This is a genomic window from Pseudanabaena sp. SR411, assembly GCF_002251945.1.
Lineage (GTDB): Bacteria > Cyanobacteriota > Cyanobacteriia > Pseudanabaenales > Pseudanabaenaceae > Pseudanabaena.
Map to the genome: position 1 here is coordinate 16,654 of NZ_NDHW01000173.1, position 25,956 is coordinate 42,609.

The following is a 25,956-nucleotide window of genomic DNA, read 5'->3' on the forward strand; positions in this document are numbered from 1 at the left end:
TAGGATTGCTATAAAAGAAACGCAACATTTGTAAAGTCTAATGTCAGAATTGAGATAAGTAATTCTAGCTAGCGGTCTACCATTATGTCTTCGGAACATCCACCAGTTATGTTGGTGGACGGCTATAACGTGATTGGGCTGTGGCGGCATTTGCAGGAGATGCGAGATCTGCAAGGGTTTGATATTGCGCGATCGCATTTAACTGAGACGATGGTCAACTTTAGCGCCTATCACGGCTATAAAACCACATTGGTATTTGATGCCTATGTACAGGCAACTCCTGCCAAAGCCGAAAGAATAACGAAAAACCTCAAATTATATTTTACTGACCATAATGAAACTGCGGATACTTACATCGAGCGTCAATGTGGCAAATACCGACGCGATCCGCTCAGACATTTAAAACGTATTATTGTCGTCACTTCCGATCGCGCTCAGCAACTTACAGCAGTCGGATTTGGGGCAGAGTGGTTATCGGCAACTGCGTTAGAACAGGAAGTGGAAGCAACTCTGCGATCAGTCCAAAGTCGGCAAAAACCACAAAAGGCTAATACTAGTAATCTCTTAGGAAATCGCATTGATAGTAAGACTAAAGCTCAATTAGCGAAGTGGCGCAATAGTCTAAATTAGCAAAAAAGAGGGTGGGCGCATAGCGCCCACCCTCTTTTTTAGAATTAACTATTTCGATTCTGTGAAATCAGCATCAATGACATCATCATCACCACTAGCTGCATCGCGAGTTCCATCGTCAGGAGCAGCACCTGTAGGGGCTTCGGCACCACCTTGCTGATAGACCGAAGAGCTAAGAGCATAGAGTGCTTGCTTCAATTCTTCAGTTTGAGCAGCGATCGCTTCATGGTCATCCTTAGCGATAGATTCACGGAGAGTCTTAACCAAGTCTTCGATCTTGGTCTTATCAGCGTCAGGAACCTTGTCGCCGAGATCCTTGATTTGCTTTTCAGCTTGATAAGCCAAGGAGTCAGCTTGGTTCTTCGCTTCGATGCGATCGCGCTTCTCTTTGTCAGCCGCAGAATTACGTTCTGCTTCGTTAACCATGCGCTCAACTTCATCCTTAGGCAAAGTCGAAGCACCAGAGATGGAGATGGTTTGAACTTTACCAGTTCCTTTGTCCTTAGCGGTTACGGATAGCAAACCGTTTGCGTCAATGTCAAAGATAACTTCAATTTGAGGTACGCCACGAGGAGCAGGAGGAATGCCATCTAGACGGAAGGTTCCCAAGCTCTTGTTGTCGTTGGACATTTCACGCTCACCTTGGAGGACATGAATTTCCACATTGCTTTGTCCATCAACCGCAGTCGAGAAGACTTCTGATTTCTTAGTAGGAACGGTGGTGTTTCTTGGAATGATCTTGGTCATTACGCCGCCCAAGGTTTCGACACCGAGGGATAGAGGAGTAACATCAAGCAAGAGAATATCCTTGACTTCACCAGCCAATACACCAGCTTGGACGGCTGCACCGATCGCAACTACTTCATCAGGGTTCACGCTTTGGTTAGGATCTTTGCCAAGAATCTTCTTAACAACTTCTTGTACCGCAGGAATACGGGTTGAACCACCAACCAGTACGACTTCATCAATCTTCGACTTGTCGATTTTGGCATCACGGACTGCTTGTTCGACGGGAATACGGCAGCGATCTATGAGATCAGAGCAGAGTTCTTCAAACTTGGCACGGGTCAAGGTGGTATCTAAGTGCTTAGGACCATCTTGAGTGGCGGTGATGAAGGGCAGGTTGATTTCGGTTTGAGTAACACTCGAAAGTTCAATCTTCGCTTTTTCCGCAGCTTCAGTTAGACGTTGCAATGCTTGCTTGTCTTTGCGAAGGTCAATGCCTTCTGCGGACTGGAATTGATTCGCAAGGAAATCAACGATCTTTTTGTCAAAGTCGTCACCACCGAGGTGGGTGTCGCCACTGGTGGACATTACTTCAAACACACCATCGCCAACTTCAAGGATCGATACGTCGAATGTACCGCCACCAAGGTCAAATACGAGGATGGTTTCATTGGTCTTGCTATCGAGTCCGTAAGCCAGTGCGGCGGCGGTTGGCTCGTTGATGATGCGGAGAACTTCCACACCTGCAATTTTGCCAGCATCTTTGGTAGCTTGACGTTGCGAGTCATTGAAATATGCAGGAACGGTAATAACTGCTTGGGTGACAGTTTCGCCTAAATATTTGCTAGCGTCGTCAACTAACTTACGTAATACTTGAGCAGAAATTTCTTCGGGTGCAAACTGTTTGCTAACCGCAGGTGCGTCAATTTTGACATTTTCACCTACTTTCAAAACTTTGTATGCGACTTGCTTGGATTCACCACTAACTTCGTCATAACGTCTGCCGATAAAGCGCTTTACTGAATAAAAGGTATTGTCGGTGTTCATGACAGCCTGACGCTTGGCAATTTGTCCAACCAAGCGATCGCCATTTTTGGCGTAAGCAACTACCGAGGGTGTGGTACGGAAGCCTTCGGCGTTTGCAATCACCGTTGGCTTGCCCCCTTCCATGACGGCGACAACTGAGTTTGTCGTACCTAAGTCGATTCCAACTACTTTAGCCATAAGGCTTCCAACTCCTAAACTTTAACTTTTGTGTTAATCCTTTAATCTCATACCAGATTAACTACTTTTCCCGATTAGCACATCAGGGGGACTCTACCTAATCTGGTAGGGTTTCCCGTACAATCCTTAAAAGTAAAGGCGATCGCGAAGCGCTACTTTGACTTTTTGGCATATCAGCGTACTGGTTATATAGCAACGCAAGAGATAGCTCGGACAAAAATCAAAACCCAAAAGATGAGTGGCGGCGCTTCGCTCCGCCACTCATCTTTTGGGTTTTATGTCCTAAGCAAAACTTGCATTGCTATAGTTACAGCAATGGCTGATCAAATGAACCACAAGAGATTTTTTGAAAGTGTTGCTAAGCAACGCTTTCAAAAAATCTCTTCGTTTGGTTTTGAGCGCTAAGCGCTATATGATAAAAGCTCTGTAGGCACATTTTGTGCAGCCATTAATCCAATCACATTATTCCAATTAGTATCACGACCACTGACATTTTTCCCCCAGCAGATTTTATGGAGGTTTGCTCCTTCCAAATTAGCCCGACTTAAATTCGCATCCCGTAAATCTGCCCCACTTAAATCTGCATCACGTAGATTTGCCCCGCTTAAATCTGCGCCACTAAAATCTGTATTTTGTAATTGCGATCGCTCTAAATCCGCACAGTACAACTTGGCATTCCATAAAACTGCATTACGTAAATCAGCATCTTTTAGATTTGCTTGCCAAAATATGGCATGACTGGCATTGATATTTTGTAAGTTCGCTCCTTCGAGATTAGTACTGTTAAAGTTTGCGCCGATCGCATTAGCCGATTGTAAATTGCTATGACTCAGATCGGCAAAGGTAAAAATAGTACTGTAAAGATTCGCATCACTAAGATCGGCATGATGAAGAGAACCTGTCGCGATCGCCCCGTTCAAAGTAGCTTTGGCTAACTTGGCATATTGTAAGTTAGCCTCGATCAAATTCGCATGATATAGATCTGCCCCTTCGAGATTTGCCATACTTAAGTTGGCATAGCGAAGGTCAGCAACGTTAAGGGTAGCATTTTCTAAAGCGATCAATGCATCTGGATGGATATCTCGCCAATGATTCCAGTCCTTTGCCCCTTTCGCTAGTAGTTGTAATTGTTGTATATCAGACATACTCACCTCCTAGATTAAAAAGCATCACCAAAGTTCTTGAATCTTTCTCACTAAATTTAACGTGAATTAAATATCCTTGAGCGCATTATGAGTGAATTACCTCTAAATCCACCAGTTTCCGTATGGAAGCAACTCCGCAATCAAGAGATTACTTGCGAAGAAGCGCTTCAGCTATTAGTCGATAAACGCGGGGGGCTGCGAATTGACTTACTGGATGAAGATGTAAACTATCGATTTTTTCACCACTTCGATGATCGTAAATCCCTTCCTCCTATTATTCCTTTACTGCTATGGCATGGTTATTTTTATTTAGGTTCACCCCATCCACTAACCAGCGAAGAAATCAAAAAGCTGAGTAATGTAACTTTAACAGGTATCAGAAATATACCTATTTCTCCTGAAAGTTATCTGTTATGGTTCCTCAGACAAAATCTTCCTGAACCCAGCAATATTGCCTCGCCCATTGTAAATCCGCTCACAGGGGCAAATGAAGAAGCGCACTTAGATGAGATTTCTGAAATTTACCTGTCTCAAGCTCTTGATCAAACCCATCGGATTAATGCCTTAATTTCCGTTGCGCTTCAACATCGAGCTAGTGACATTCACCTAGAGCCGACAGAGGCAGGTTTGCGGGTGCGCTATCGCATTGATGGCATTTTGAGGACAACCCGCATCCTACCACCCGAAGTGAGTCGAAAGACAATTGTGGCTCTCAAGGTGATGAGTAACATGAACATTGGTGAAAGTCGTCGTCCTCAGGATGGTCGAGTTACTCAGCATTACGTTACTGCGGACAATCTTGATCTAGATTTAGATATGCGAGTTAGCACATTTCCTTGCGTTGGTGGCGAAAAGGCGGTAATTCGACTATTACCACGTCACAAAATGCTGACGACAACCCTTGAAGATGTTGGTTTTACAGAACAATTATTAGATATTTATCGCAGTTGGATATCTCAACCCCAAGGCTTAATCATTGTTACTGGCCCAACGGGTTCAGGTAAAACTAGTACTCTATATGCCACTCTGCAAGTATTAGCAACGGATAAAGTCAATATCGTTACGATGGAAGATCCGGTTGAATATAATTTATCGAATATTACCCAAGGTCAAGTTCAGGAAGTTGGTGGATTAACCTTTGCTTCAGGTTTAAGGTCGATTTTACGCCAAGATCCTGACATCATTATGGTGGGAGAGATTCGTGATTTGGAAACTGCGGAAATTACAATTCGGGCGGCGATGACAGGGCATTTAGTTCTATCAACGATGCATACCAATGATGCAGTTAGTACAGTGGCGCGATTGAAAGATTTAGGACTGCATCCCAGTTTGATTGCCGAATCTCTATTAGGGGTAGTCGCGCAAAGACTAATCCGCAAAATTTGTTCTTTCTGTTCTGAATCCTATGTACCAACAAAAGCAGAACTAAAGTTTCTCAATGTGGCAGTACAGGAAGTTAAATATCAGGATTGGCGCATTGGTAGAGGCTGTGAGCATTGTTTTGGCTCAGGTTATTTAGGACGCGAGGCTATATTTGAGTTACTCGATGTCACCCCTCAAGTACGAAAAGTCATGACTGAAGGAACTCAATCAGAACTAGTTGACTATTTAGCAGATCATGGTTATGAACCTTTTCATCATAGTGTGCGTAAGAAAATTTCAACAGGAATAACCACATTGGAAGAATCTCTACGGGTACTACCACGTCAAATGTTTGATATAGCAATGTAGATGAAAGCGGAGCTTCGCGCCGCCTTCATCTATTTGGTTTTTGGCATAATTTCACGATCAGAGAGAAGTAAAGTTGGCTGGATCTTGATCGCGACGATGTCTGACGGGAATGGGTGGACTTTGCCGATCGCCTGCTAAAGCCGCAGTTTTCTCAAGTGATTCTCTGAGACGCTTCGCCGCATAAATCGACATATCGCGAGGTACACTAATGCGATCGCGCAAATACCTTAAAGCAATATCAGAATTAGGTGGTGGCGCACAATCTTCACCAGTCATCATATTGGTTAAAGCACAACGTAGAGCTTCATCAAATAATTTATGATCCTCAGGATTGACTTTAATGATATTGGCTCGATGTTTGATCACTTTTTGCAATGCTTCTTGACGAGAGTTCTCAGGTTCCGCATAAGTTACGTCAGGCAGCCCAAACCAAGAGCCATGATCCACTCGTTCCTTATTGATGAGCATCTGTGGTTCACCATTTTCATAGCAACCTCCCATTTGTGGTGGTAAGTCATGGGCATGGGTATGGAAATCACTCTGTGTACCGCGATAGGTCAGACGACTTTCCATTGCATCAAACCAAGCCGACATACGTGGATTGTCTTCGCGTAGAGAATAGCCTTTGTAATAGTAGAGACTAGCATTCATCCGCTCGACATAGGGCGTAAAAATCACATCAGCAGTACCAAAATCTTCAAGAAAATAGGGGCTAGGTGTACTGCCTAAAACCGCTTCTACTTTTTGGATAACTTCAATAAACTGTTGACGGTGGCGCTGCTCTTGGGCGGCGGAACTGACAGGACGACAGAGCCATTCACACCAAGCTCGAAATAGGGTTCTTTCTAATCGTCTAATGGGAATTACTTGAGCATCAAGCATACTGTGACTGAGAGAGCCAAACACTTTCTCTAAGGCAATCAAGATATCATCGCTTTCAGTAATAATTTTTCCGTCTAAGGCGATCGCAGGTAACATCCCTGAAGGCACAATCCTTTTGTACCAACTTTCCTTTTCGCCATAGCAAAACATGGTTACTTTTTCGATGCGGTAGGGAATCTGTTTTTCCTCTAACCATAGCCAAATCTTTTGACAGTAAGGACACCATGCGTGATTGTCGCGATATAGTGTCACCCGTACATCAGCTTCGGTATGTCCAAATAGGCGTAACCTAGCTTGTGAGTTAGTAGAACCATTGACAGTATCGATGTGGAAGTCTGTGAGGGATTCTAATTCTGTCCAGTTTAGCGGAGCAATAGTCATAGAAACAGGCGTGATGATTGGGCAGGGTTTTAATCCATCATAGTGCCATACCCAAATAAAACTTAGATTACTAAGCGCAGCGTAATATTTTATGCTGAATTAATAACATGTACGATCTGCTACACTTAATTTTAAAGACATACAAAATCTACTTCTGATCCAATCAAATTTAGAAATTCGCGAGTTTACGGTCATAAAAACATTACTTAGAAAAAGGTTGCGACCAAATACCTACTAAGTTTCATCTAAGCAAATATATATCTAAACAATTGGGGAACCTTAATTTATGATACTTGTTACAGTCGGGACTGAGCAGTATCCATTCAATTCATTAATGGATTGGATCAGTTTGTTGATCAAAGAAGGGATTATCAACGAAGAAGTAGTCATTCAGTATGGGGCTTCAACACGCTTACCCGACGATGTTAAAATCAGTAAAATAATTCCAGAAACACAATTTAAGCAACTTGTTGAGCAAGCAAACGCAGTAATTGCTCACTGCGGTGAGGGGAGTACCCTGTTACTTGAAGAATTTGATAAGCCTTACATCTTAGTGCCACGCACAGTTAAATTTCATGAACATGTTGACGATCATCAGCTAGAAATGGCTGAGGATTTAGAAAATCAAGGTGTACTCATTGCCCGATCGCCTGCCGATCTGGTGAAGTTCTTGAAGTTAGTGACTATTCCTCGGAGTCCTCTTAGTTTTAGTGAAGACAAAGCACTATGCGAATATTTAAGCGATCGCTATCCTAGTCAAGACTATCAGAAGATTCTCTTAGTTTGCTCTTCGGGAGGACATTTTAAGGGGATGCAAGGGCTCAGCAAATATTGGCAAACCATTTCGCAACGAACTTGGATTACCTTTAAAACAGGCACAACTCAAACAGAATTGAGTGCTGAAAAAGTTTGCTGGGCTTATAGTCCCACCAATCGGAATATTCCTAACTTTATCCGCAATTTGTATTTAGCGATCGATGTATTAAGAAAGGAACGCCCTCAGATCGTTATGTCTACTGGTGCTGGTGTTGCCGTACCTTTTTTGGTGGCAGCTAAATATTTCTTTAAAAGTAAAGTGATTTTCATTGAATCAAAAACGCGCATCCGTGATTTGAGTCTGTCGGCAAAATTATTGCGCTCATGGAAAGCTTTGGACTTGTTGATTGTGCGTTCAGAAGAAATTGCTACTCGTTATCCTGAAGTAGTATATATCCCCACCAATCATGAGCATCAATCCTTACGATTTGGGCTACATGATGTTCAGATTACTAATTTTCATGACACTGTTTTTATCAGTACACCTAAAAATATATTCAATCCTGAAGCCCGCAAATTAAAGGAGGATTTTCGGCAGTTATGCCAAGAGGAGGAAAGCTTTCGGAAGATCATCATTGACATGTCGAATACAGAGTTTATAGATAGCTCAGGTGTCGGCGCATTGGTATCTTGTTTAAAAGTTTTGCGCCAAACAGATATTCAATCAGGTAAACCAGAACCGACAGAACTGGTGCTTTGGAGTGTCAATCCTCAAGTGTTATCAATTTTAAAAATGACCAAGCTCGATCATGTTTTTTATATTGAACCAGCTACTCGTACCAATCGTTTACCGAGGCAAAAAAATGAGCGATCGCCCAATAAACCCAATGCTCTGTTGAGATTCCTACATCGTATTTACGAGTTTTTGCTGAGCACCCCTATTCTCTGTGTGATTGCCTATGTAATGTATTTTTTCTACCCTGCGATCGAGTTAGATCCTTCTCTACCAGTGCATCCATCGGTTCGTAGTTTTCCGAAACGGATCATCGATATTTTAGGAGCTTTAGTGGGTTTGAGTTTTACAGCCATTCTGTTTGTACCAATTGCGATCGCCATCAAACTTGAGAGTCATGGTTCCATTCTCTTTAAGCAAAAACGCGCAGGACTGATGAGCAAACCCTTTGGAATTTGGAAATTTCGCTCCATGGTCAAAAATGCGGAAATGCTCAAGCAAAAAGTTACCAATGAAATTGCTAATGCTAGTGACAGCACACCTCAAAATAGTGATAGCGGTAAATTTTTTAAAAATAGCAATGATCCGCGCGTTACTAAAGTCGGTAAATTCCTTCGTAAAACTAGCCTCGATGAGTTTCCACAATTTTGGAATATACTTACGGGCGATATGAGTCTAATAGGCACAAGACCACCTACCTTTGGTGAAGTCGGGCTATACGAATTAGAAAATGAATATACCGATGAAAAAATGACCGAATGGAGTCGGCTCGATGTCAAACCCGGACTCAGTGGAGTCTGGCAAGTAAGTGGACGCTCGACGGTCAGGAGCTTTGAAGAAGTGATGGGCTTTGACCTCACCTATAAGCGAAATTGGAGCTTAAAATATGATCTATGGCTAATCTGGAGAACTATTGCAATGTTATTTGAACGGAACAATGGCGCAGTCTAGAAGATGGCTTCAAAAAAGCAAAATTGGATGGCTAGGTTTAGACTTGCCATCTAACTTTGGATGTTTAATCTTCTTGGCAACTATTGCGATCGCCGTTACTAATGTCCAGCCCTTAGCTGCATTACCCCTATCCCCAGGCGATCGCATTCGCTTACTGATTCCCGAAGGAGAATTATTTAACGGCGTATATGAAGTAAATACTGATGGAACTATCTCTATTCCCTACCTAGCACCATTGACTGTAGTTGGCTTAGAGATTTCTACCATTCAAGAGTTAATCAAAACTCAGTTGATTACCAAAAAATATTTTCAACCGCAATTTCTGCAAATTTCAGTTGTGCCTTTGGCGCTTGCACCAGTTGCAGTGAATGTATCAGGAGAAACCTTTCAAACGGGAAGAGTCTTGATCAATAATCGCAGTGCGGAGGTTCGCGCCCAGCAACTTACACAGTCATCAGGTGACTATGCTCCTGACAGGTTTTTAACTTCCGCTCTGCGGGGGGCAGGAGGCGTAATGCCCACCGCCGATATCACCAAAATCAGCATAATTCGCCAAAATAAAAAGCTGACCGTTGATTTGACAGGAATTTTTACGGGGGAACCAGTGGAAGATATCCCACTGATCGCAGGAGATACAATCATCGTTCCCAAAAGAGACACCATCGATCCGAGAATTGTCCGCCCTTCCCAAATTACCCCCCCTGGGATTGTGGTTTTTCTATCCAATTTAACCATACCTGCGAATAGTAACTCCACTTCAGGCATCAATCGAGATTCTTCTAGTTTTCCCTATGGTTCTCGATTTTCGCAAGCGGTATTTGCCGCTAACTGTGTCGGTGGAACTACACCCACCAATGCGCCACGCAGTGCAGTGCTAGTGCGAACCGATCGCCTCTCAGGGGAAACCATCGCGATCGATCGCTCTGTTGAAGATTTAATCCGTAATTCTAAAGATCAAATCACTAATCCATTTTTAATGCCTCAGGATAGCGTCGCCTGTTATGACTCAACCGTAACTGAAGTTAGAGGAGTTTTAGATTTTGTAGGGGATATTCTCAACCCGATCAAATTGATTCGGGATATTTTCGGTGGGAGTAGTCGATGAGTAAGGAGTCTCCCACCGAAAGCATCGATGTAAGCGATTTAAAAGAGACAAAGCGATCGCCACGATTGGGATGGTGGATTTATGTGTTAATGGGATTAGCGCTGAATGCGGTGATCTGGGGAGGAGCCTTGACTTATCTAAAAAAGGCAAAGCCTAAATATGTTAGTAAAATGGCAATCATTCTCCCAGGAGGAAATGTGGGGGCGAGTGTGAACTTACCGAGTATTGGTCAAGCCTCCTCTTCGAGTACTTCTGCTTCTGGTGGATCGTCTCTTGATCCCCGAGCCAATTATCAATATATTCTCAATGATGAGCCTGTCTTAGAAGAAGCGGCTAAGTCGCTGAATATTAAGACTTCAGAATTAGGAAAACCCAAAAGTAAGTTAATCGATAATACTTCTATTTTACAAGTAGAAATCGAAGGCCCAAGTGCCAAAGAAGCTCAAGAGAGGGGTTTTGCGCTTTACAATACGCTCATGCAAAAAGTGAATAAGCTCCGTGAAGATGAAATTGCCAAACGAGACGATGGCACACAAGCGACATTGGATATGGCAAAGATTAAATTAGCGGAAACGCAAAAGAGGTTAGCCGCTTATAAAAGCCTATCTGGGCTGAGTACCACCGATCAGGTCAAAGAAGTGGCGGTGAGTCTAGAGCAATTGCGGAAACAAAGAGCCGAAATGCTAGCACAGGATATGTTACTGAGCGATCGCCTTCAGCAACTGTCAAATAGCCTCGGTTTAAGTGTTGATGAAGCCAGTGAAGCCTTTACTTTACAGTCCGATCCGATTTATCAGCAAAGCCTCAGAGATTACAGTGATGCATCGGCAAATTTGACAGTTTTAAGTTCTAAATGGGGAGAAAACCATCCCAATGTCGTGAGAGAAGCAGCGAGACAAAAAAATGCTAGGGATGCGATCAGCGATCGCGCTAGTTTTTTATTAAAACGTCGTCCTAGCTTGCAGGATTTGGCAAGGCTAAATTTAAACGTGACGGGTAGCGCAGGCAAAGAAAGTCTCTATCGGGATTTAGTTGCTGTGCAAGCAGAACAAAGTGGAGTCTTAGGACAAACCCAAGAATTGGGTCGCCAAATTGAAAACTTTGACGATCGCTTGCGGGATTTGACCCAAAAGCAATTGGAACTGGATCGCCTCCAAAGGGATGCTCAAGTTGCCGAAGCAGTCTTCGCATCTTCCCTCGCCAAAATTGATCTCAGCAAATCGGATATTTTTACCGCCTATCCCTTAGCACAATTAGTTTCGCCGCCTAGCTTGGCAGATGAACCCGCATCACCACAACCAAAACTAGTATTGGCTGGAGCTTTTGTCGGTTCGCTCTTTGTCTCCACAGGCGTATTTTTATTGTGGAAGCGCCAGTCTATGGGTCAAAAGCCAAAACAGGAAGTGGAACTTTCTGAAGTAGCGGAGTTGCCGACTTTACGGGCTATTCCCAATAGCGATCGCAGCAAAACAGGGTAACTACGATGAACATATTCAAGTTTTTGCAAACCCCTGAACATTTAAAGATCACACCAGAAAACCTCGAAGAGAAATTGGTGTGGTATGCGATCGTCTGGACTTTCGCCATTTATTTCATTGGCGGACTATATGTACTAGGCGCAATTCTGCCTTGGATCTTATTTGGAAGATTATGTTGGCGTTGGTGGCAACATAATCTTCCAAATACACCTTTAAGAGAGCGAATTCGGATTCCTGTGGGGGTATGGATGTGGGTTGGGGGCATGGTGATGATGCAGGTGTCTCTAGTAATGGGCCATCTGGATTACTACTTAGATATGGGACAGATTATAAAATCGTCAATTGGTTGGGCTAAGGGATGGGCGCTCTTAGCACTATTTCCAATGGCGGGATGCTTACCAATTCGTCCCAAACTGCTGTATCGAGCCGCCGCGTTGGTTTGTACGATGGTATTTTTGTTCTCCCCGATCTTCATTGCAGCTTACTATGCCAAATTACCTGAAAAACTATTTATCTCGCCATTACAAGTGATCGGTGGACCCGGCCCTGAATTTTTTGAATTCCGTCTCTATGAAATTGATCCAGGCGACAATACACCCCGTTGGCGATTATTTACCCCTTGGGCTCCAGCACTAGGATTTGTGGCAAATATTTACTTCTTTATGATTTTGCGTGAACCTTGTAAAAAATGGAAATATCTGGGCATCGCAGGTTGTATCATGATGTGTCAAGTTTCCAAATCACGATTAGCATTGCTCTGTTTGCCTGTGGTGTGGATTTTAGTGGAACTATTGTCAAGGATTTCACGACCGATCTCGCTGATGATTACGGGGGCGATCGCCAGTACAGGGGGAGTAACTTTGCCGATGTTAATGGAAGGATTGGACAAGTTCTCTGAGCAATTTGCTGCGGCTCGTAAGGATTCCTCGCGAGTAAGGGCGGCTCTCGGTAGAATTGCGGTTTACCGTTGGCAAACTGAAGCTCCAATCTGGGGGCATGGCATCGTCGAGAGTGGTCCACATATGGTGGAATATATGCCTATTGGTTCTCATCACACTTGGTATGGACTGCTGTTTGTGAAAGGGTTAGTGGGATTTGTCGCACTGGCAATTCCGATGATCTATAGCTTGGGGGATTTGCTAATTAAGTCACAACGCAGTGATACCGCAAAATTAGGCTTAACAATGATGTTGGTCGTTTTTCTCTATACCTTTGGCGAAAATCTGGAAATTCTTGCCTATTTATACTGGCCAGGGTTAATCGGTATCGGCATGGGATTTCTAGAACGTCCCAATGAGGAGCAAATAGAAGCCAGCGAAGCTTTGCCAGTAGAAATAATTCCCCAAATTAATAATAAAAATAGTGAGGAGATTCCCCAATGACATCATCAATAAATTCCCTAGAATGTAAACCCAAAATTGTGCATCTACTTAGCGATCGCAATGTTGGCGGCATCAAAAGTACCAGTGGTAGCCTTACTAATTCACGACTTAAAGAAAAATTTGAGTTTCTATTTCTCTCCGAAAGTGAAGCCCTCAACAATCTATCGACAATTAAACCTGATGTGGTGATTTGGCATGATCCTTGTTCATGGCGATCGCTATGGCGATTATTAAAACTCAGGTTCGCAACCAAGTTACTCATCCATGAGCATCACTATTCTGAAAGCTTTGAACAGTGGAAAGTGCGATCACCTTGGCGATTTCATTTAATGTTGCGTTTTGCCTATGGACTTGCCCATAAAGTTGTCGCAATTTCCCAAGGACAGCGAAAATGGATGCGATCGCATCGTCTTGTAAATCCAAAGAAACTTGCTACTATTCAGCAATGTCGCACTTTAGATGAGTTTCTGAACTTGCCTCTTAAATCTATCGACACAACTCTGATATTAGGAGCCTATGGTCGATTCAATCAGCAAAAGGGATTTGACACCTTACTACGGGCAATGCAAAAAGTCCCAAATCCTCAAATCCAATTACTAGTCGGTGGCTATGGAGAGCAGGAAGACTTGTTAAAATCCTTAGCTGGTGATGATCCACGTATTCATTTTCTGGGTTCGATCTCTGATGTACCATCCTTTTTAGAGAAGTGCGATGCGATCATCATTCCTTCTAATTGGGAACCTTGGGGTAATGTCTGTTTAGAATCCAAGGCCGCAGCCAAGACGGTAATTGTCTCGAAGGTAGATGGACTAACAGAACAGGTAAATGACTGTGGGGTACTAGTTCCCGCCAATGACCCTGAGGCTCTAGCCGCAGCGATCAATCAAGTTTGTGAGATGCCGCGATCACAACTGGAAGCATGGGGCTTACAAGGTCGCATGGATGTGCAGAATTCTTGGGAAGAATATATGACGGCATGGGAGGCGCTGCTATCAGATTTATGCAAAAACTAATCCAGTCAGTAATTGGCTTCATTCAGAAAAAACTAGCGAATCGCTTTGCCCGTAATATTGGCTGGTTAGGCTTGTCAGAAATTCTCATTCGCATCTCGCGATTGGCTGCTACGGTTGTTTTAGCACGATGGCTCTCAGAATATGACTATGGTTTAGCCGCACTAGTACTAACGACTAATGAATTTGTGAATGTATTCACGCGCAATGGCATTTTCGATAAACTGATCCAAGCCAAAGAAGAAGATATCGAGGAGTTATCCCAAACGGCCTATTACATTAACTGGTTTATTTGCGGTGGCTTATTTCTGATTCAATGTCTGGTTGCTTTGCCGATGTCATGGATTTATAAAGACAGCCAAGTGATTTTGCCGATTTGCGCGATGGGCTTGGTTTATCTAATGTTACCGATGGGACTCATCCAAGCGGCGCGATCGCAGAGGGAAAACCGTCTCCATGTCTCGGCTTTAGCCAATGCTTTACAGATTTCTACCGACAATATTTTGACGATGATTCTGGCTTGGCAAGGCTTCGGGATGTGGGCGATCGTCTTGCCGAAAGTAATTGTCGCACCGATTTGGGTGATTGTGCATCGCTCCAATAATCCTTGGCGATCGACCAAATCCTTTACGCTCCATCGTTGGCAAGAGATTATCCATTTTGGGCGCAGTATTCTTGGTATCCAAATGCTGGCTACCCTCAGGAATAATCTCGATTATTTAATCGCAGGGCATTTCTTAGGGATTAAAGCCCTTGGTTTATATTACTTTGCCTTTAATGCAGGACTAGGAATTAGCCTTAGTTTCATTACTGCCGTTGATGCAGCGCTCTATCCGCATCTTTGCGAAGCCAGAAGTGACCCTGCCCAATTTCGCGATCGCTATCTCCAAAGTTTCCAATCAATCACCAAGGTAATTGTGCCAATTGTCTTAGCACAGGTATTACTTGCGCCGATATATGTTCCCCTAGTATTTGGACAGAAATGGATTCCTGCAATTCCATTGTTGATTCTCATTTGTTTATCGGCAATTCCTAGACCCTATGCTAATGCTGCATCGAAAGCACTTTGGGCAATGGATAAACCAAATTGGGATTTGATTTGGAATGTGCTATTCACAATTATTTTTGCGATCGCTATTTGTGTAGGCGCAATCTGGAAAATTACAGGTGTGGCGGCTGCGGTGATGATTATTCATTGGGGGGCAATCCCAATCTTTGTACTGTGGGTTAAGAAATACATTACAAAGCCAAATCTTCAAGAACAAATATCATAAATTATAGGCAAAAAGTCATGGTTAAAGTGTCAGTAATTGTCCCCGTTTATAATGTTGAGCGTTTTATCCAAGAAACAATTGCATCAGTCTTAGCGCAAACATTTCGAGATTTTGAATTAATCATTGTTGACGATCAATCTCCCGATCGCAGTATCGAGATTTGCGAACAGTTTACTGATTCCCGCATACAGATTATTCATCAAAAGAATCGTGGCTTGGCAGGGGCAAGAAATACAGGTATTCGTCATGCTCAAGGCGAGTATATTGCCCTATTGGATAGCGATGATCTTTGGTTGCCTGAAAAGCTCGAAAAGCACGTTCAGCATTTAGAAACTCATCCTCAAGTTGGCATTAGTTTCAGCCGCTCCGCCTTTATTGACGAAGATAGTAATTCCCTTGGCACATACCAAATGCCCAAACTGACAGATATTGACGCGCCGCATTTACTCTGTCGCAACCCCATTGGCAATGGCTCCGCCCCTGTAATTCGTCGTGAAGCTCTTGAAGGGATTAAGTTTCAAGACAATCTCTATGGCGAAGTTGAGGACTTCTATTTTGACGATCAGTTCCGTCAGTCAGAAGATATTGAATGCTGGATTAGAATCGCCATTCAAACCAATTGGCAAATTGAAGGTATCCCCGAACCACTTACTCTCTATCGTGTTAATCCTGATAGCCTATCCGCAAACATGAATAAGCAACTAGAATCATGGGAAAAGGTAATCGCTAAAACTCGCTCCTACGCGCCTGATTTATTAGCAAAGTGGGAATCCCTCGCCCGTGCCTACCAGTTCCGCTATCTCTCCCGTCGTGCCATTCGCAATAAAGATGGCAAAGCCGCCGTAAAACTTGTAAATCGCGCCTTGCAGAGCAATTGGAAAATTTTAATTTATGAACCCATGCGATCGCTACTGACTATTTTCGCTGCTTATTTAATTTGGTTACTACCTCGCAGTTTGTACAACAGCATTGAGAGTTTTGCTCTCAAACGGACAGGTGATAGTCAACGCAAGGCGATCGCTAAGAGTAATCAGCATTAGAGCTAAAACTTTGAACTTATTTGTAAAATGCATTCTATTCTATAGTCACACTCGAATTAGCTATGACAAAATCAAAACCCAAAAGAAAATGGCGGCGTAAAGCGCTATCATTTTCTTCTGGATCGATGTAGATTAATGTGATCGCCCACTCACCCAAAACGCGATCGCCTAGAGTCGTTTGATGTTAATGAGTTAGAATTAGAAATATACAGAAGATAGTTGTTAAAAAATTTTGTAATAGTTAAGGAAGTCTTATGATGCTCTTTCAGCAAATCATTGATTCTATTGAGGGTTTATCAATAGAAGATCAGGATTATTTGTTTGAGCTAATCCGTAAGCGGCGGATTGAGAGTCGTCGGCAGGAGATTTTGGCTAATTCTGAGGAGGTGATGAAATCATTTGAAAATGGAACGGCAAAAAAAGGAAGTGTGGATGATTTGATCGCTGATTTACTGGGGGATGATGATGCAAGTTGTTTGGAGTAACGGATTTAAACGGTCTTTCAAAAAAATTACAAAGAAAAATCCACAATTAACTGAGCCAATTGTAAAAGCATTAAAGCTGGTGGGAGATGATCCATTTACACCTTTATTAAAGTCTCATAAGTTGGGAGGGAATTTAGCTGGATTATGGTCTTGTTCTGTTGCTTATGATTGTAGGATTGTTTTTAGATTTTCTGAAGATGAAGAGTTGGTGGAGATGGTGATTTTTTGGGTTGATATTGGGAGTCATGATGAGGTTTATTAAATAGTGATCGCCCAATCAACCACCACCAAAACACGATCGCCCAATCATCCCATCAAAACCACGATCACCAAATCACCCACAAAAAAGTACAACGCGATCGCCCAATCACCCAACAAAAACACGATCGCCCAACCACTCACCAAAAAACAACACGATCATGATGTTAAGCATTGCACTCTTTTACTATCGCCAAACATAGCATTACGTGCATTAGCCTGTCAGCTATCGAATCATTAAATTCTTCTATTGGACTCATACCATGACATACTTTATTTCTTATATTCCAACCGCGTTGATCGGATAGTAAAATCCTCAGATAAAAAGCTATATCCTCACCAAAATAATCCTTGACTATATCATCACGAAGTAGAGCATCTAAAGTTTTAAATTTAAATCCATCATAGTTATTTTCCACTACAAGAAGTCCACCCTTTAACTTTACTAATGTACGAATAGCAGCTTCAATTTGAGGAACAAATAAATGAATTGCTGTTATATAGTCTTCTATAAAAAAAGCTAAAATGCCTTTTTCAACAATACTCTGCTTAGATTTGTCAAAAAGAGGAGAGCGATAAAACAATGCTAGGTAATCCTCAGCTTTAGGATTATATTTTTCTGTCAACCTAACAAATAAATGATGCAAAATCAATGAGTTTTCACCCATGCTTTTACATAGCTGGCTTACATCAAAATCACTAGGATCAGTCATTTTTGCTATAGGTATTCCCCTATGATCGTATGACACAATAGTAGATGAAGCAGTAAATGGATCAATCTTTTGAACTTCATCTATTTTAGGGATAAACTGATGTGTAATTCTATATAGGGCATTGTCAAAGCCCCCTTCAATCATAGTAACCACATACTGATCTAAACTTTCTTTGGAAATTTCCATGCTTTGAACGAATAACTGCATATTTTTAATAACTCCTGAACCAACTTCGGTAATTTTTTTAGAAATATTTTCAGCTTCATCCTTCAAATTAAATTGAATATAAATTTCATGTAAATGTTGATAATGAAAAGATTGCAACAATTCATCCTGTCCTTGAAAGAATAATTCAAAGCTTCTTCCAACAGTTGTGATAATTCGCTTAACATCTTCCAGTCGATTTTGAGATCGGTAGTATTTTGCTAGTGGGATGCCTACTGATTCACATATCTGAAATGAGTAATTATTAGTGGATACATATACAAATCTTGCTTCTAAATCTGATACTAACTTTTCTTTCTGTTCTTCCCTGAGTAATTTCTCTTTGCCCAGTACGAACAAGTCAAAGCAAAATCCTAAAAGTGTTGATGCAGATTTTTCTGTTATACGATCTTCAAGTCGTATAGCTGCATCAATACAACTTTCTATTAAAGGGGTATTTCTAATTGAACAGGCTACCTTGTATGCCCTAATTATTTTTGTTTTTTGGATAGTTTCTATATGACGCTCACACACATCTTTATCACATATTGCAATCAGGGATTCAACATAAATAACTACTGTTTTATAGTTTGGTTTTCTACTTCTACCTAAAACTTTTTGTGTTAAGTCGTATACTAAACCTGAATACCTAGCTTTCATGATAAGATTGTTTGTCTTTTCTGCTCGATTCTCCCAATAACTAAGCATCTCTTCTGTTATGACAGACAAACTAGGACTTTCATAAATTTGTCCATCCCTAATTACGGGACCAAATGCAGGTCGATAATAAGTTCCCCATCCAGAATATAAATTTTCGTTGGTTTCATGAAATAAGAATGCAATTTTTTCGCTCTCTAACTCGAAGCTTTCATCTCCACTACTAATAGAGTTTATTTTACTTGAAATAGAGGAATCAGTAGTAAATTGCTCTGATATATCTAATTCATTCAATAATTTTTCTAATTCTTGATTCATAACTTTTTCGTTGAGATTTAACACTTCTAATCTAGTTATTTAAATAAATATTTTACTTAGTCTAATTATAGGGTATTTAGCTAGATTTTATTTTTGCGTCAATACCCTACACTGCTATTTATTTCAACCTCTCAATTAACCGATCGCCTACTCTTAAAGCATTAGCAATAATCGTCAAAGCAGGACTCACCGCCGCATTAGATGGAAAGAAACTGCCATCTACCACATAGAGATTATCGAGATCGTGAGCGCGGCAATCGCGATCTAAAACGGAAGTTAAAGGATCATCACCAAAGCGACAGGTTCCGCATTGATTGGCGACCACTTGCAAAGGCGACTCAGAACGGGGATGCAGGAACCCAGTACGGAAGCCATCTAGGGATTTCTCGATATTTTTTAACACATCAGTCCAGCGATAAATTAAGCGATCGTGGGCTTCTGTATTATTGGGATTGTAATCGATATGGATTTTATTATTTTCAAGGCGCACCCGATTATTCGAGTCTGGCAAATCCTCCGTTTGCGCCCACCAACCGATTGAATGGGTGGCTAACTGCTTCAGTCCAAAGTTGGGCATGAGCCGCGCCACAATGGAGAATACGGGAGGAGATTCGGCAAAAATGATGTCGGTGAGCAGTCCGCCAGAGTTCTGAATATGTCCCATTGGATAGGGAAAATCCGCATCACCCCAATAGAAATCATTCACATAAATAGACTTTTGGAAAGAACCATTATTGGGCTTTGTGCTGAGTTGGACTACTGATGACAAGAGGCTTTTCATCAAATTCCGTCCCACTTGATCGGAGCTATTGGCAAGCCCTTTGGGATGGGAATCATTAGTCGATCGCAACAGCAACGCCGCCGAATTGATTGCACCACAGGCAAGTACAACGATATCGCCTAAAAAGAGATAGGACTGTCCGCCCACTTCCGCTTCTACACCCTTCACCGATCGCCCCGATGGATTGGTATGTAAAGCGATGACTTTGGCTTGGGTTTTCAAGGTGACATTTGCCGACTTTAAGGCAGGAACGAGGCAGCTTTCTTCAGAGTCGCTAGTGGGGTCATCTTCTTGACGGGTCAAGCCGAGGGGAATTGTGGAGGGATGCAAACCTTGATTGGCGATCGCCTCATAGATCTTCTGGATCTCAGGCTCATGACTAACCGCAGGATAGGGATAATCAGCGCTGTGAGTTGGTTCGGTACTGTCAGTTTGGGACTCACCATGTACCTTATAGAGATTTTCGGCTTCGGTGTAATAAGGCTCAAATTCGTCATACTTCACACACCACTCAGGGGAAATACCTGCTTGATGGGTGACTTCTACAAAGTCCTTCTCGCGCCGCCGCAATAGAGCCGCACCATAGATTTTAGTGTTCCCACCGATCGCATAGTTAGTTTGCGGGGAAAATGGCTCGCCTGTGTGGTCATACCATTGTTCAGGAGCATGATAGCGATCGCGCTGAAAGATATCGATATTACTGCGATTCTGTTCTTCGAGAGGCATATAGTCACCACGTTCCAGAATCAGGATTTTCTTACCTGTGGAAGCCAGTTTATAGGCAATGGTTCCACCACCGGCACCAGTTCCCACAATAATCACATCGTAATAATGGTCATCAATAATCATTGGGTTTCCTTCTCTAATTCATAGGTTCTGTCATAAGCGGAGGTTCGATCCCCCTGCCTTCGGCATCCCCCTTAAAAAGGGGGACTCAATTATTTGAATTTTCTAAACTGTCTAAAGCCCCCCTTTACAAGGGGGGTAGGGGGGATCGAATTATTGCCACACATAAATCAACGTAAACAACATATCCAATCTGCTGTAAGCGGAGGTTCGATCCCCCTGCCTTCGGCATCCCCCTTAAAAAGGGGGACTCAATTATTTGAATTTTCTAAACTGTCTAAAGCCCCCCTTTACAAGGGGGGTAGGGGGGATCGAATTATTGCCACACATAAATCAACGTAAACAACGCAATCCAAATCACATCGACAAAATGCCAGAATAGCGAGGTTGCCTCAATGCCATATAAACCTTTATCATATTCATTGGGAATGAACGATCGCACTAACATGATTAACTGCAACAGCACACCCGTTAAAACGTGCAGACCATGAAAGCCTGTTAGCAAATAGAAACTACCGCCAAATACACCATCACCAAAGCTAAAGGCTAAACCACTCCATTCCACTGCTTGACCGTAAAGGAAATAACTACCCATAGCGATCGTTAGCAACCAGAAGGCGCGAAAGCCCCAAAGTTGCTTTTTATGGAGAAATTTCTCAGCGATATAGATGGTGAAACTGCTGGAAACTAAAATCACAGTGTTAATTGCAGGTTCCCGAATTTCTAAACCTGTGACACCATCAGGCAACCAATTGAGGGATGTCGTTTTATAGACAATATAGGCTGCGAAAAAGCTCAAGAAGATGACGCTTTCGGAAAGTAGGAATACCACAAAGCCAAATAGCCGATTGTCGGGATGCTCACTATGGGAGGATTCGTGGGTAACTTCCAAAATGGGATTGTCGCTAACAGAAGTATCAACTGGTTGCATGATTTACCTCCAACTTATCAGGATTAGAAACTAAGGGTTCATCTTTGCCATAGCCGTAGGGTTCGGAAATTACAATCGGTAACTCCTCAAAGTTCTCATGGGATGGAGGCGAAGAAATTAGCCATTCCAAACCGATCGCTCGCCAAGGATTTTTGGGAGCTTTTTCTCCCTGTACCCAAGAGCCAATCATATTGAGCAAGAATGGCAATGTCGATACTCCCAAGAGAAAGCCGCCTAAACTAGCAATCACATTCCAGAAAGCAAACTCTGGATCGTAGGAGGCAACGCGGCGGGGCATTCCCTGCAAACCGAGGGGATGCATCGGAAAGAAACAGGCATTTGTACCGATAAAGGTAAGGATGAAATGGAGCTTCCCTAAACCTTCGGAATACATTCTGCCAGTCATTTTGGGGAACCAATGATACAGCGCTGCGTAGATTCCCATGACCACTGCGCCGTAAATTACATAATGGAAATGTCCGACCACAAAGTAAGTATTATTCACATGAATATCGACGGGAACAGAAGCCAGCATGATGCCTGTGATTCCTGCGAATACGAACATCACCATCGCACCTAAGCCAAATAGCATCGCCGTAGTTAGCTTGATTTTGCCGCCCCAGATCGTTGCCACCCAAGCGAAAACCTTGATCCCTGTCGGTACAGAAATCAACATTGTCGTCGCCATAAAGAGCATCCGCATCCAGCTAGGCGTGCCACTGGCAAACATATGATGCACCCACACAATGCCACTTAATCCTGTAATGATTAAGGAAGACACTGCCACGACTTTGTAACCAAAGAGAGGCTTACGTGCATAGACAGGGAAAATCTCTGAGAAAATCCCAAACACTGGCAAAGCAATCACATAGACGGCGGGATGAGAATAGAACCAGAAAAAATGTTGAAAGAGAACGGGATCGCCGCCTTTGGCTGGATCGAAAAAGCTTGTCCCAAAAGTCAAGTCAGACAACAACATCACCGCTCCTGCGGTCAAGGCTGGCAATCCAATTAACTGGATGATTTGCGCGGCGAGGACTGTCCACACAAACACAGGCATTTTGAACCAAGTCATGCCCGTAGTTCGCATTCGGAAAATCGTAGTCACAAAGTTAATCGCACCCATAATCGAAGAAACGCCCGAAATGGCGACTGAAACTAACCAAAGGAACTGACCATTAACAATATTCCCTGTCGGATTTTGCAAACTCACTGGCGGATAAGCCCACCAGCCAGATTGCGAAGATCCCCCAGGCACAAAGAAGCTTGCCATCAGGATTACTCCAAATACAGGAACCATCCAAAAGGCGATCGCATTTAACTTAGGGAAAGCCATATCACGAGCGCCGATCATCAATGGCACTAGGTAATTTGATATTCCTAAAAGTACGGGAAATGTCCAGAGAAACAGCATGATCGTGCCATGCATCGTGAACATGGAGTTATACACAGCGCGATCGACTAAATCCGATTCAGGTGTAATCAGTTCACCCCTGATCACCATTGCGAGAACACCACCAATGAGAAAGAAGAAAAAAGAAGTAACAATATATTGAATCCCAATCACTTTATGATCGGTACTAAATCCAAAAAATCGCCGCCAGTCTTCGGGTTGCTCAGACTGAGGTGGAAGATCGGCGATCGCATCAATAGAAATGTTTGCCATAACGAATAAGATTAACTAAGAATTTTGGGAACGGATGAGATGCTAAATTAATTGAAGCCTGATCGCTATCTGGCATAAAATCCACTAGGACAAGTAAATTTTCCACCATTGAATACAGGCTTAGGTGGCTTATCGAAAGTACTTCCTTCAGCTATACATAGAACTGAATCAGTAGCTTTCCGTTTCTCGTCATAGGCAACAGCACCTACAAGAGCATATATCTTGGCTTTAGTGAGTCCTAGCCCAAATAGGTCAGTTGGAACTTCCCTTGGGGTTGCATAGATATAAACGCGATCGCTAGTTACTTCTGTAGAGAAAAGATAACGATTCGTTTTTTCAGGGATCGGTGGAATATTCATGGCCTCAGCAGATTTGCTAAAACTCTGATTTTCTAGGTGATAAGCCTGTTGGGATCTGATATAAGTACCAGTTGTTTGTAATGCAGGATTACCACAAGCACAACTGATCGGAACTTGAATAAAACAAATCCCAATCCCCAAAGGAATTGCACCCATAGCAGTCAATGCCATTATTCGTTTAGGATTTCGTTTGCGAGAACCTTCTTCGAGATTATTTTCCAACGGCTCAGACATAAGTTGACCTCCATAACTAGTTGGAATATTTAATTGGAATAATTCACCACAGGCGGAGCCGCAGGCACAACAGTTTGCCATTGGTTACGGCTACGTTTGTTGTATTCATCAGATGCAGGATTGTAAGCAGCGATCGCAGGTTGTTTTGCAGCATCAGTTAGCCATTGGTGAAAGGCTTCAGGCGATTCCACCACCACATCGGCTTGCATAGATGCAAAGTAAGTGCCGCTATATTCAGAATCCCGCAAGCGATATTTGCCTTCACGGATCGGTGTAAATTCAAAATTAATATCACGTCCAGGAATCACATCTTGCTTCACGCGAAAGGCAGGAACGTAAAAGCCATGTAGAACATCTTCGGAATGTAGCGTTAATTCGATCCTGCGATTGTTTGGTAAATGGAGTTCTGTGCTACTGACATCAATATTAGTACCTTTACCATAAACAAATTCCCATGACCATTGCCGCGCAAATACATCAATATGTACCGCGTTTTCCCTAAATGCAGTTTTATCTTGCTCCATTGGTGCTGCATCAGCCGCCGCCGTCATATGCACATGTTCCATTGGTCCTAAAATTGACATCTGGTCATAGATTTGATAGCTATAGGCGGCAATCCAAATTACCAAGGCAAAGGGAATCGCTGTCCAGATGATTTCTAAATTGACATTTCCCTCAATGTGGGGACCATCGCTATAGTCATATTTTTCGGCGCGTTGAAACAAGATCGAATAGGTCAACGTGCTGAACACACCGAGAAAGATGAAAGTTCCTAATGTCACTAAAAAGCTAAACAGGTTATCAACTAATATTGATTCTGCCGAAGCTTGGGGCGGGAACCAAGTATAGGCGGCTTGTCCCATCCAAAGACTGATAAAAGCGATCGCGATCGCTGCAACCGCTAAAATTAAAATCGTGCGAAGTTTCATGGTTATCCCTATAGCGAATTAAGATCTTGACCCATGCGTAACAGGCGATCAGCGGTGATATGCACCCCAAACTCTGAGGCAAGCTGTGCGCCCAAAGTCCCATGTACAAACATGATCGCGAAGATTACGAGTCCTGCTAACAAATAGCTCCACTGCACCTGTTGTCCCATATCCTTGCGCCATAGGAAGCGCTGAAACCCACGCCAGACCGTCATGCCCACAATTAGAGCTAATAACAGCACACCGCCCACACCATGCCAAATCATTGTCTCCATTGCTTGAAAACCCCAAGCACTTTTGACATTCTCATCGGGTGTAGCTAGAAGGATTTCATAAAAACCTGCGCCGACCGTAAAGAAAGTAACGATCGCGGCAGCGACCATGTTGTACCAACCAACATCAAAGAAATTCGATCGCGCCGCAGGGATCGCCATAAACTTGAATAGCGGCTTTTCCAAAACAAAAAATACGCCCACAAGATCGAACCCGATCGCTACAATAAATAAGCCAAGGGTCAAGTGAACCAGATTCGGATGGATGGGAATGCTGTAGGGTAAACCATTCAAGCCCAATTGACCATGTAATTGATCGATTAAAGTTGCGATCATTTCAAACTAGCCTCCCTTAAAGCTTCGACTACTGGAACTGTGTGCAGCCCATAAACCCAAACCAATAAATCACCTAAATAAACTTGAAACAGAACTATTCCTGTTAATAGTACACCTGCAAAGAGAAATGAAATAGGTAAAGTCTTGGGATCGCGGATACGCAAGACATACCGCCATCCTGTCATCGCTGCGATAATCCCCGATAATGACCAGCCGATGATTGTATGTAAGTTTAAAGTAGGTTCTACTGAACTATAAGGTTCTGCAAGTCCAGCTTCAATTTGTCCAAACACAATGGCAATAAAGATAGAAATAGTAGCAAAAAACAGATTCCACCAACTAACTTCGTATAGGCGCGGATTGCGCGTGAAATAGGCGATCGCATCACATACTACGGCAAACAACACCATCGCAATTACAAAATGCACCACAATTGGATGAATTGTATCGGGATAAGGTAAGTTATGGTCATTTAACGGTGGTAAGGATTCCAGCATAATTATTGTGCATACTCAACAA

Annotated in this window: 21 protein-coding genes and 2 pseudogenes; 12 read left to right on the forward strand and 11 right to left on the reverse strand. The window is 42.7% G+C overall.

Translation table 11 applies throughout. From position 1 onward, the window contains the following. The first annotated feature begins 84 nt into the window (after nucleotides 1–84). The gene (locus tag B9G53_RS18035) at nucleotides 85–630 is read left to right on the forward strand and encodes an NYN domain-containing protein (protein ID WP_094534779.1); all 546 of its coding nucleotides are present in this window, start codon (nucleotides 85–87) and stop codon (nucleotides 628–630) included. 48 nt (nucleotides 631–678) lie between these two features. Here B9G53_RS18035 and dnaK read toward each other — a convergent pair whose 3' ends face one another. Both dnaK and B9G53_RS18050 read right to left on the reverse strand, forming a co-directional pair. Continuing rightward, the gene (dnaK, locus tag B9G53_RS18040; RefSeq protein WP_094534781.1) at nucleotides 679–2,580 is read right to left on the reverse strand and encodes a molecular chaperone DnaK; all 1,902 of its coding nucleotides are present in this window, start codon (nucleotides 2,578–2,580) and stop codon (nucleotides 679–681) included. 401 nt (nucleotides 2,581–2,981) lie between these two features. Further along, on the reverse strand, nucleotides 2,982–3,725 hold the full coding sequence (locus B9G53_RS18050; protein WP_094534785.1) for a pentapeptide repeat-containing protein: 744 nt from the start codon (nucleotides 3,723–3,725) through the stop codon (nucleotides 2,982–2,984). A gap of 87 nt (nucleotides 3,726–3,812) precedes the next feature. On the opposite strand from B9G53_RS18050, the gene B9G53_RS18055 reads away from it, so the two are divergent. Then, complete coding sequence (locus B9G53_RS18055) at nucleotides 3,813–5,456, forward strand: GspE/PulE family protein (RefSeq protein ID WP_094534787.1); 1,644 nt, start codon at nucleotides 3,813–3,815, stop codon at nucleotides 5,454–5,456. Between the two features lie 57 nt (nucleotides 5,457–5,513). On the opposite strand, the gene B9G53_RS18060 is transcribed toward B9G53_RS18055, so the two are convergent. After that, a complete protein-coding gene (locus B9G53_RS18060; protein WP_094534789.1) occupies nucleotides 5,514–6,719 on the reverse strand; it encodes a glutathione S-transferase family protein in 1,206 nt (401 codons plus the stop codon). Nucleotides 6,720–7,005: 286 nt separating this feature from the next. Between B9G53_RS18060 and B9G53_RS29125 the strand changes: the two are divergent. The 10 genes and pseudogenes from B9G53_RS29125 to B9G53_RS18105 form a co-directional block, all read left to right on the forward strand. Then, nucleotides 7,006–8,292 (forward strand): annotated as a pseudogene (locus B9G53_RS29125) (STAS domain-containing protein); the annotation flags it as partial. Between the two features lie 195 nt (nucleotides 8,293–8,487). Beyond that, a pseudogene (locus B9G53_RS29130) lies at nucleotides 8,488–9,159 on the forward strand (sugar transferase); the annotation flags it as partial. Continuing rightward, nucleotides 9,146–10,264 (forward strand): polysaccharide biosynthesis/export family protein, encoded by a 1,119-nt coding sequence (locus tag B9G53_RS18070; protein ID WP_176453260.1) that lies wholly within the window; start codon nucleotides 9,146–9,148, stop codon nucleotides 10,262–10,264. The pseudogene B9G53_RS29130 and the gene B9G53_RS18070, both read left to right, overlap by 14 nt. Continuing rightward, entirely contained in the window at nucleotides 10,261–11,742 is a 1,482-nt protein-coding gene (locus tag B9G53_RS18075) for a hypothetical protein (RefSeq protein ID WP_094534793.1), read from the forward strand. Before B9G53_RS18070 ends, B9G53_RS18075 begins: the two co-directional genes overlap by 4 nt. 5 nt (nucleotides 11,743–11,747) lie before the next feature. Beyond that, the gene (locus B9G53_RS18080) at nucleotides 11,748–13,124 is read left to right on the forward strand and encodes an O-antigen ligase (protein WP_176453261.1); all 1,377 of its coding nucleotides are present in this window, start codon (nucleotides 11,748–11,750) and stop codon (nucleotides 13,122–13,124) included. After that, the gene (locus B9G53_RS18085; protein ID WP_094534795.1) at nucleotides 13,121–14,137 is read left to right on the forward strand and encodes a glycosyltransferase; all 1,017 of its coding nucleotides are present in this window, start codon (nucleotides 13,121–13,123) and stop codon (nucleotides 14,135–14,137) included. The genes B9G53_RS18080 and B9G53_RS18085 overlap by 4 nt, the downstream gene beginning before the upstream one ends. Further along, the gene (locus tag B9G53_RS18090; RefSeq protein WP_094534797.1) at nucleotides 14,125–15,408 is read left to right on the forward strand and encodes a lipopolysaccharide biosynthesis protein; all 1,284 of its coding nucleotides are present in this window, start codon (nucleotides 14,125–14,127) and stop codon (nucleotides 15,406–15,408) included. The genes B9G53_RS18085 and B9G53_RS18090 overlap by 13 nt, the downstream gene beginning before the upstream one ends. A 17-nt stretch (nucleotides 15,409–15,425) precedes the next feature. Next, nucleotides 15,426–16,448, forward strand: coding sequence for a glycosyltransferase family 2 protein (locus B9G53_RS18095; RefSeq protein ID WP_094534799.1), 1,023 nt, complete (start codon nucleotides 15,426–15,428; stop codon nucleotides 16,446–16,448). A gap of 254 nt (nucleotides 16,449–16,702) precedes the next feature. Next, nucleotides 16,703–16,933, forward strand: coding sequence for a hypothetical protein (locus B9G53_RS18100; RefSeq protein WP_094534801.1), 231 nt, complete (start codon nucleotides 16,703–16,705; stop codon nucleotides 16,931–16,933). Next, entirely contained in the window at nucleotides 16,914–17,195 is a 282-nt protein-coding gene (locus tag B9G53_RS18105; protein ID WP_094534834.1) for a type II toxin-antitoxin system mRNA interferase toxin, RelE/StbE family, read from the forward strand. Before B9G53_RS18100 ends, B9G53_RS18105 begins: the two co-directional genes overlap by 20 nt. 163 nt (nucleotides 17,196–17,358) lie before the next feature. Here the strand turns inward: B9G53_RS18105 and B9G53_RS18110 are convergent, their stop codons facing one another. The 8 genes from B9G53_RS18110 to B9G53_RS18145 all read right to left on the reverse strand — a co-directional run bounded on the left by B9G53_RS18110 (nucleotide 17,359) and on the right by B9G53_RS18145 (nucleotide 25,934). Further along, on the reverse strand, nucleotides 17,359–19,083 hold the full coding sequence (locus tag B9G53_RS18110; RefSeq protein ID WP_094534803.1) for a DUF4209 domain-containing protein: 1,725 nt from the start codon (nucleotides 19,081–19,083) through the stop codon (nucleotides 17,359–17,361). 118 nt (nucleotides 19,084–19,201) lie between these two features. Beyond that, nucleotides 19,202–20,713, reverse strand: coding sequence for a GMC oxidoreductase (locus B9G53_RS18115; protein WP_094534805.1), 1,512 nt, complete (start codon nucleotides 20,711–20,713; stop codon nucleotides 19,202–19,204). Between the two features lie 313 nt (nucleotides 20,714–21,026). After that, on the reverse strand, nucleotides 21,027–21,641 hold the full coding sequence (locus B9G53_RS18120; RefSeq protein ID WP_094534807.1) for a heme-copper oxidase subunit III: 615 nt from the start codon (nucleotides 21,639–21,641) through the stop codon (nucleotides 21,027–21,029). Further along, nucleotides 21,628–23,307, reverse strand: a complete 1,680-nt coding sequence (gene ctaD / locus B9G53_RS18125; RefSeq protein WP_094534809.1) for a cytochrome c oxidase subunit I — start codon at nucleotides 23,305–23,307, stop codon at nucleotides 21,628–21,630. Before ctaD ends, B9G53_RS18120 begins: the two co-directional genes overlap by 14 nt. Nucleotides 23,308–23,372: 65 nt before the next feature. Further along, on the reverse strand, nucleotides 23,373–23,900 hold the full coding sequence (locus B9G53_RS18130) for a type IV pilin-like G/H family protein (RefSeq protein ID WP_176453262.1): 528 nt from the start codon (nucleotides 23,898–23,900) through the stop codon (nucleotides 23,373–23,375). A 29-nt stretch (nucleotides 23,901–23,929) separates the two neighbouring features. Then, nucleotides 23,930–24,829, reverse strand: a complete 900-nt coding sequence (locus B9G53_RS18135; protein ID WP_094534813.1) for a cytochrome c oxidase subunit II — start codon at nucleotides 24,827–24,829, stop codon at nucleotides 23,930–23,932. 8 nt (nucleotides 24,830–24,837) lie between these two features. Next, entirely contained in the window at nucleotides 24,838–25,437 is a 600-nt protein-coding gene (locus tag B9G53_RS18140) for a DUF2231 domain-containing protein (RefSeq protein ID WP_094534815.1), read from the reverse strand. Continuing rightward, nucleotides 25,434–25,934 (reverse strand): DUF2231 domain-containing protein, encoded by a 501-nt coding sequence (locus tag B9G53_RS18145; protein ID WP_094534817.1) that lies wholly within the window; start codon nucleotides 25,932–25,934, stop codon nucleotides 25,434–25,436. The genes B9G53_RS18140 and B9G53_RS18145 overlap by 4 nt, the downstream gene beginning before the upstream one ends. Nucleotides 25,935–25,956 lie beyond the last annotated feature (22 nt).

Coding starts and splice junctions, on each gene's coding strand:
- B9G53_RS18035 (WP_094534779.1), top strand. CDS start 85: ATGTCTTCGGAACATCCACCAGTTATGTTGGTGGACGGCTATAACGTG.
- dnaK (WP_094534781.1), bottom strand. CDS start 2,580: ATGGCTAAAGTAGTTGGAATCGACTTAGGTACGACAAACTCAGTTGTC.
- B9G53_RS18050 (WP_094534785.1), bottom strand. CDS start 3,725: ATGTCTGATATACAACAATTACAACTACTAGCGAAAGGGGCAAAGGAC.
- B9G53_RS18055 (WP_094534787.1), top strand. CDS start 3,813: ATGAGTGAATTACCTCTAAATCCACCAGTTTCCGTATGGAAGCAACTC.
- B9G53_RS18060 (WP_094534789.1), bottom strand. CDS start 6,719: ATGACTATTGCTCCGCTAAACTGGACAGAATTAGAATCCCTCACAGAC.
- B9G53_RS18070 (WP_176453260.1), top strand. CDS start 9,146: ATGGCGCAGTCTAGAAGATGGCTTCAAAAAAGCAAAATTGGATGGCTA.
- B9G53_RS18075 (WP_094534793.1), top strand. CDS start 10,261: ATGAGTAAGGAGTCTCCCACCGAAAGCATCGATGTAAGCGATTTAAAA.
- B9G53_RS18080 (WP_176453261.1), top strand. CDS start 11,748: ATGAACATATTCAAGTTTTTGCAAACCCCTGAACATTTAAAGATCACA.
- B9G53_RS18085 (WP_094534795.1), top strand. CDS start 13,121: ATGACATCATCAATAAATTCCCTAGAATGTAAACCCAAAATTGTGCAT.
- B9G53_RS18090 (WP_094534797.1), top strand. CDS start 14,125: ATGCAAAAACTAATCCAGTCAGTAATTGGCTTCATTCAGAAAAAACTA.
- B9G53_RS18095 (WP_094534799.1), top strand. CDS start 15,426: ATGGTTAAAGTGTCAGTAATTGTCCCCGTTTATAATGTTGAGCGTTTT.
- B9G53_RS18100 (WP_094534801.1), top strand. CDS start 16,703: ATGATGCTCTTTCAGCAAATCATTGATTCTATTGAGGGTTTATCAATA.
- B9G53_RS18105 (WP_094534834.1), top strand. CDS start 16,914: ATGCAAGTTGTTTGGAGTAACGGATTTAAACGGTCTTTCAAAAAAATT.
- B9G53_RS18110 (WP_094534803.1), bottom strand. CDS start 19,083: ATGAATCAAGAATTAGAAAAATTATTGAATGAATTAGATATATCAGAG.
- B9G53_RS18115 (WP_094534805.1), bottom strand. CDS start 20,713: ATGATTATTGATGACCATTATTACGATGTGATTATTGTGGGAACTGGT.
- B9G53_RS18120 (WP_094534807.1), bottom strand. CDS start 21,641: ATGCAACCAGTTGATACTTCTGTTAGCGACAATCCCATTTTGGAAGTT.
- ctaD (WP_094534809.1), bottom strand. CDS start 23,307: ATGGCAAACATTTCTATTGATGCGATCGCCGATCTTCCACCTCAGTCT.
- B9G53_RS18130 (WP_176453262.1), bottom strand. CDS start 23,900: ATGTCTGAGCCGTTGGAAAATAATCTCGAAGAAGGTTCTCGCAAACGA.
- B9G53_RS18135 (WP_094534813.1), bottom strand. CDS start 24,829: ATGAAACTTCGCACGATTTTAATTTTAGCGGTTGCAGCGATCGCGATC.
- B9G53_RS18140 (WP_094534815.1), bottom strand. CDS start 25,437: ATGATCGCAACTTTAATCGATCAATTACATGGTCAATTGGGCTTGAAT.
- B9G53_RS18145 (WP_094534817.1), bottom strand. CDS start 25,934: ATGCTGGAATCCTTACCACCGTTAAATGACCATAACTTACCTTATCCC.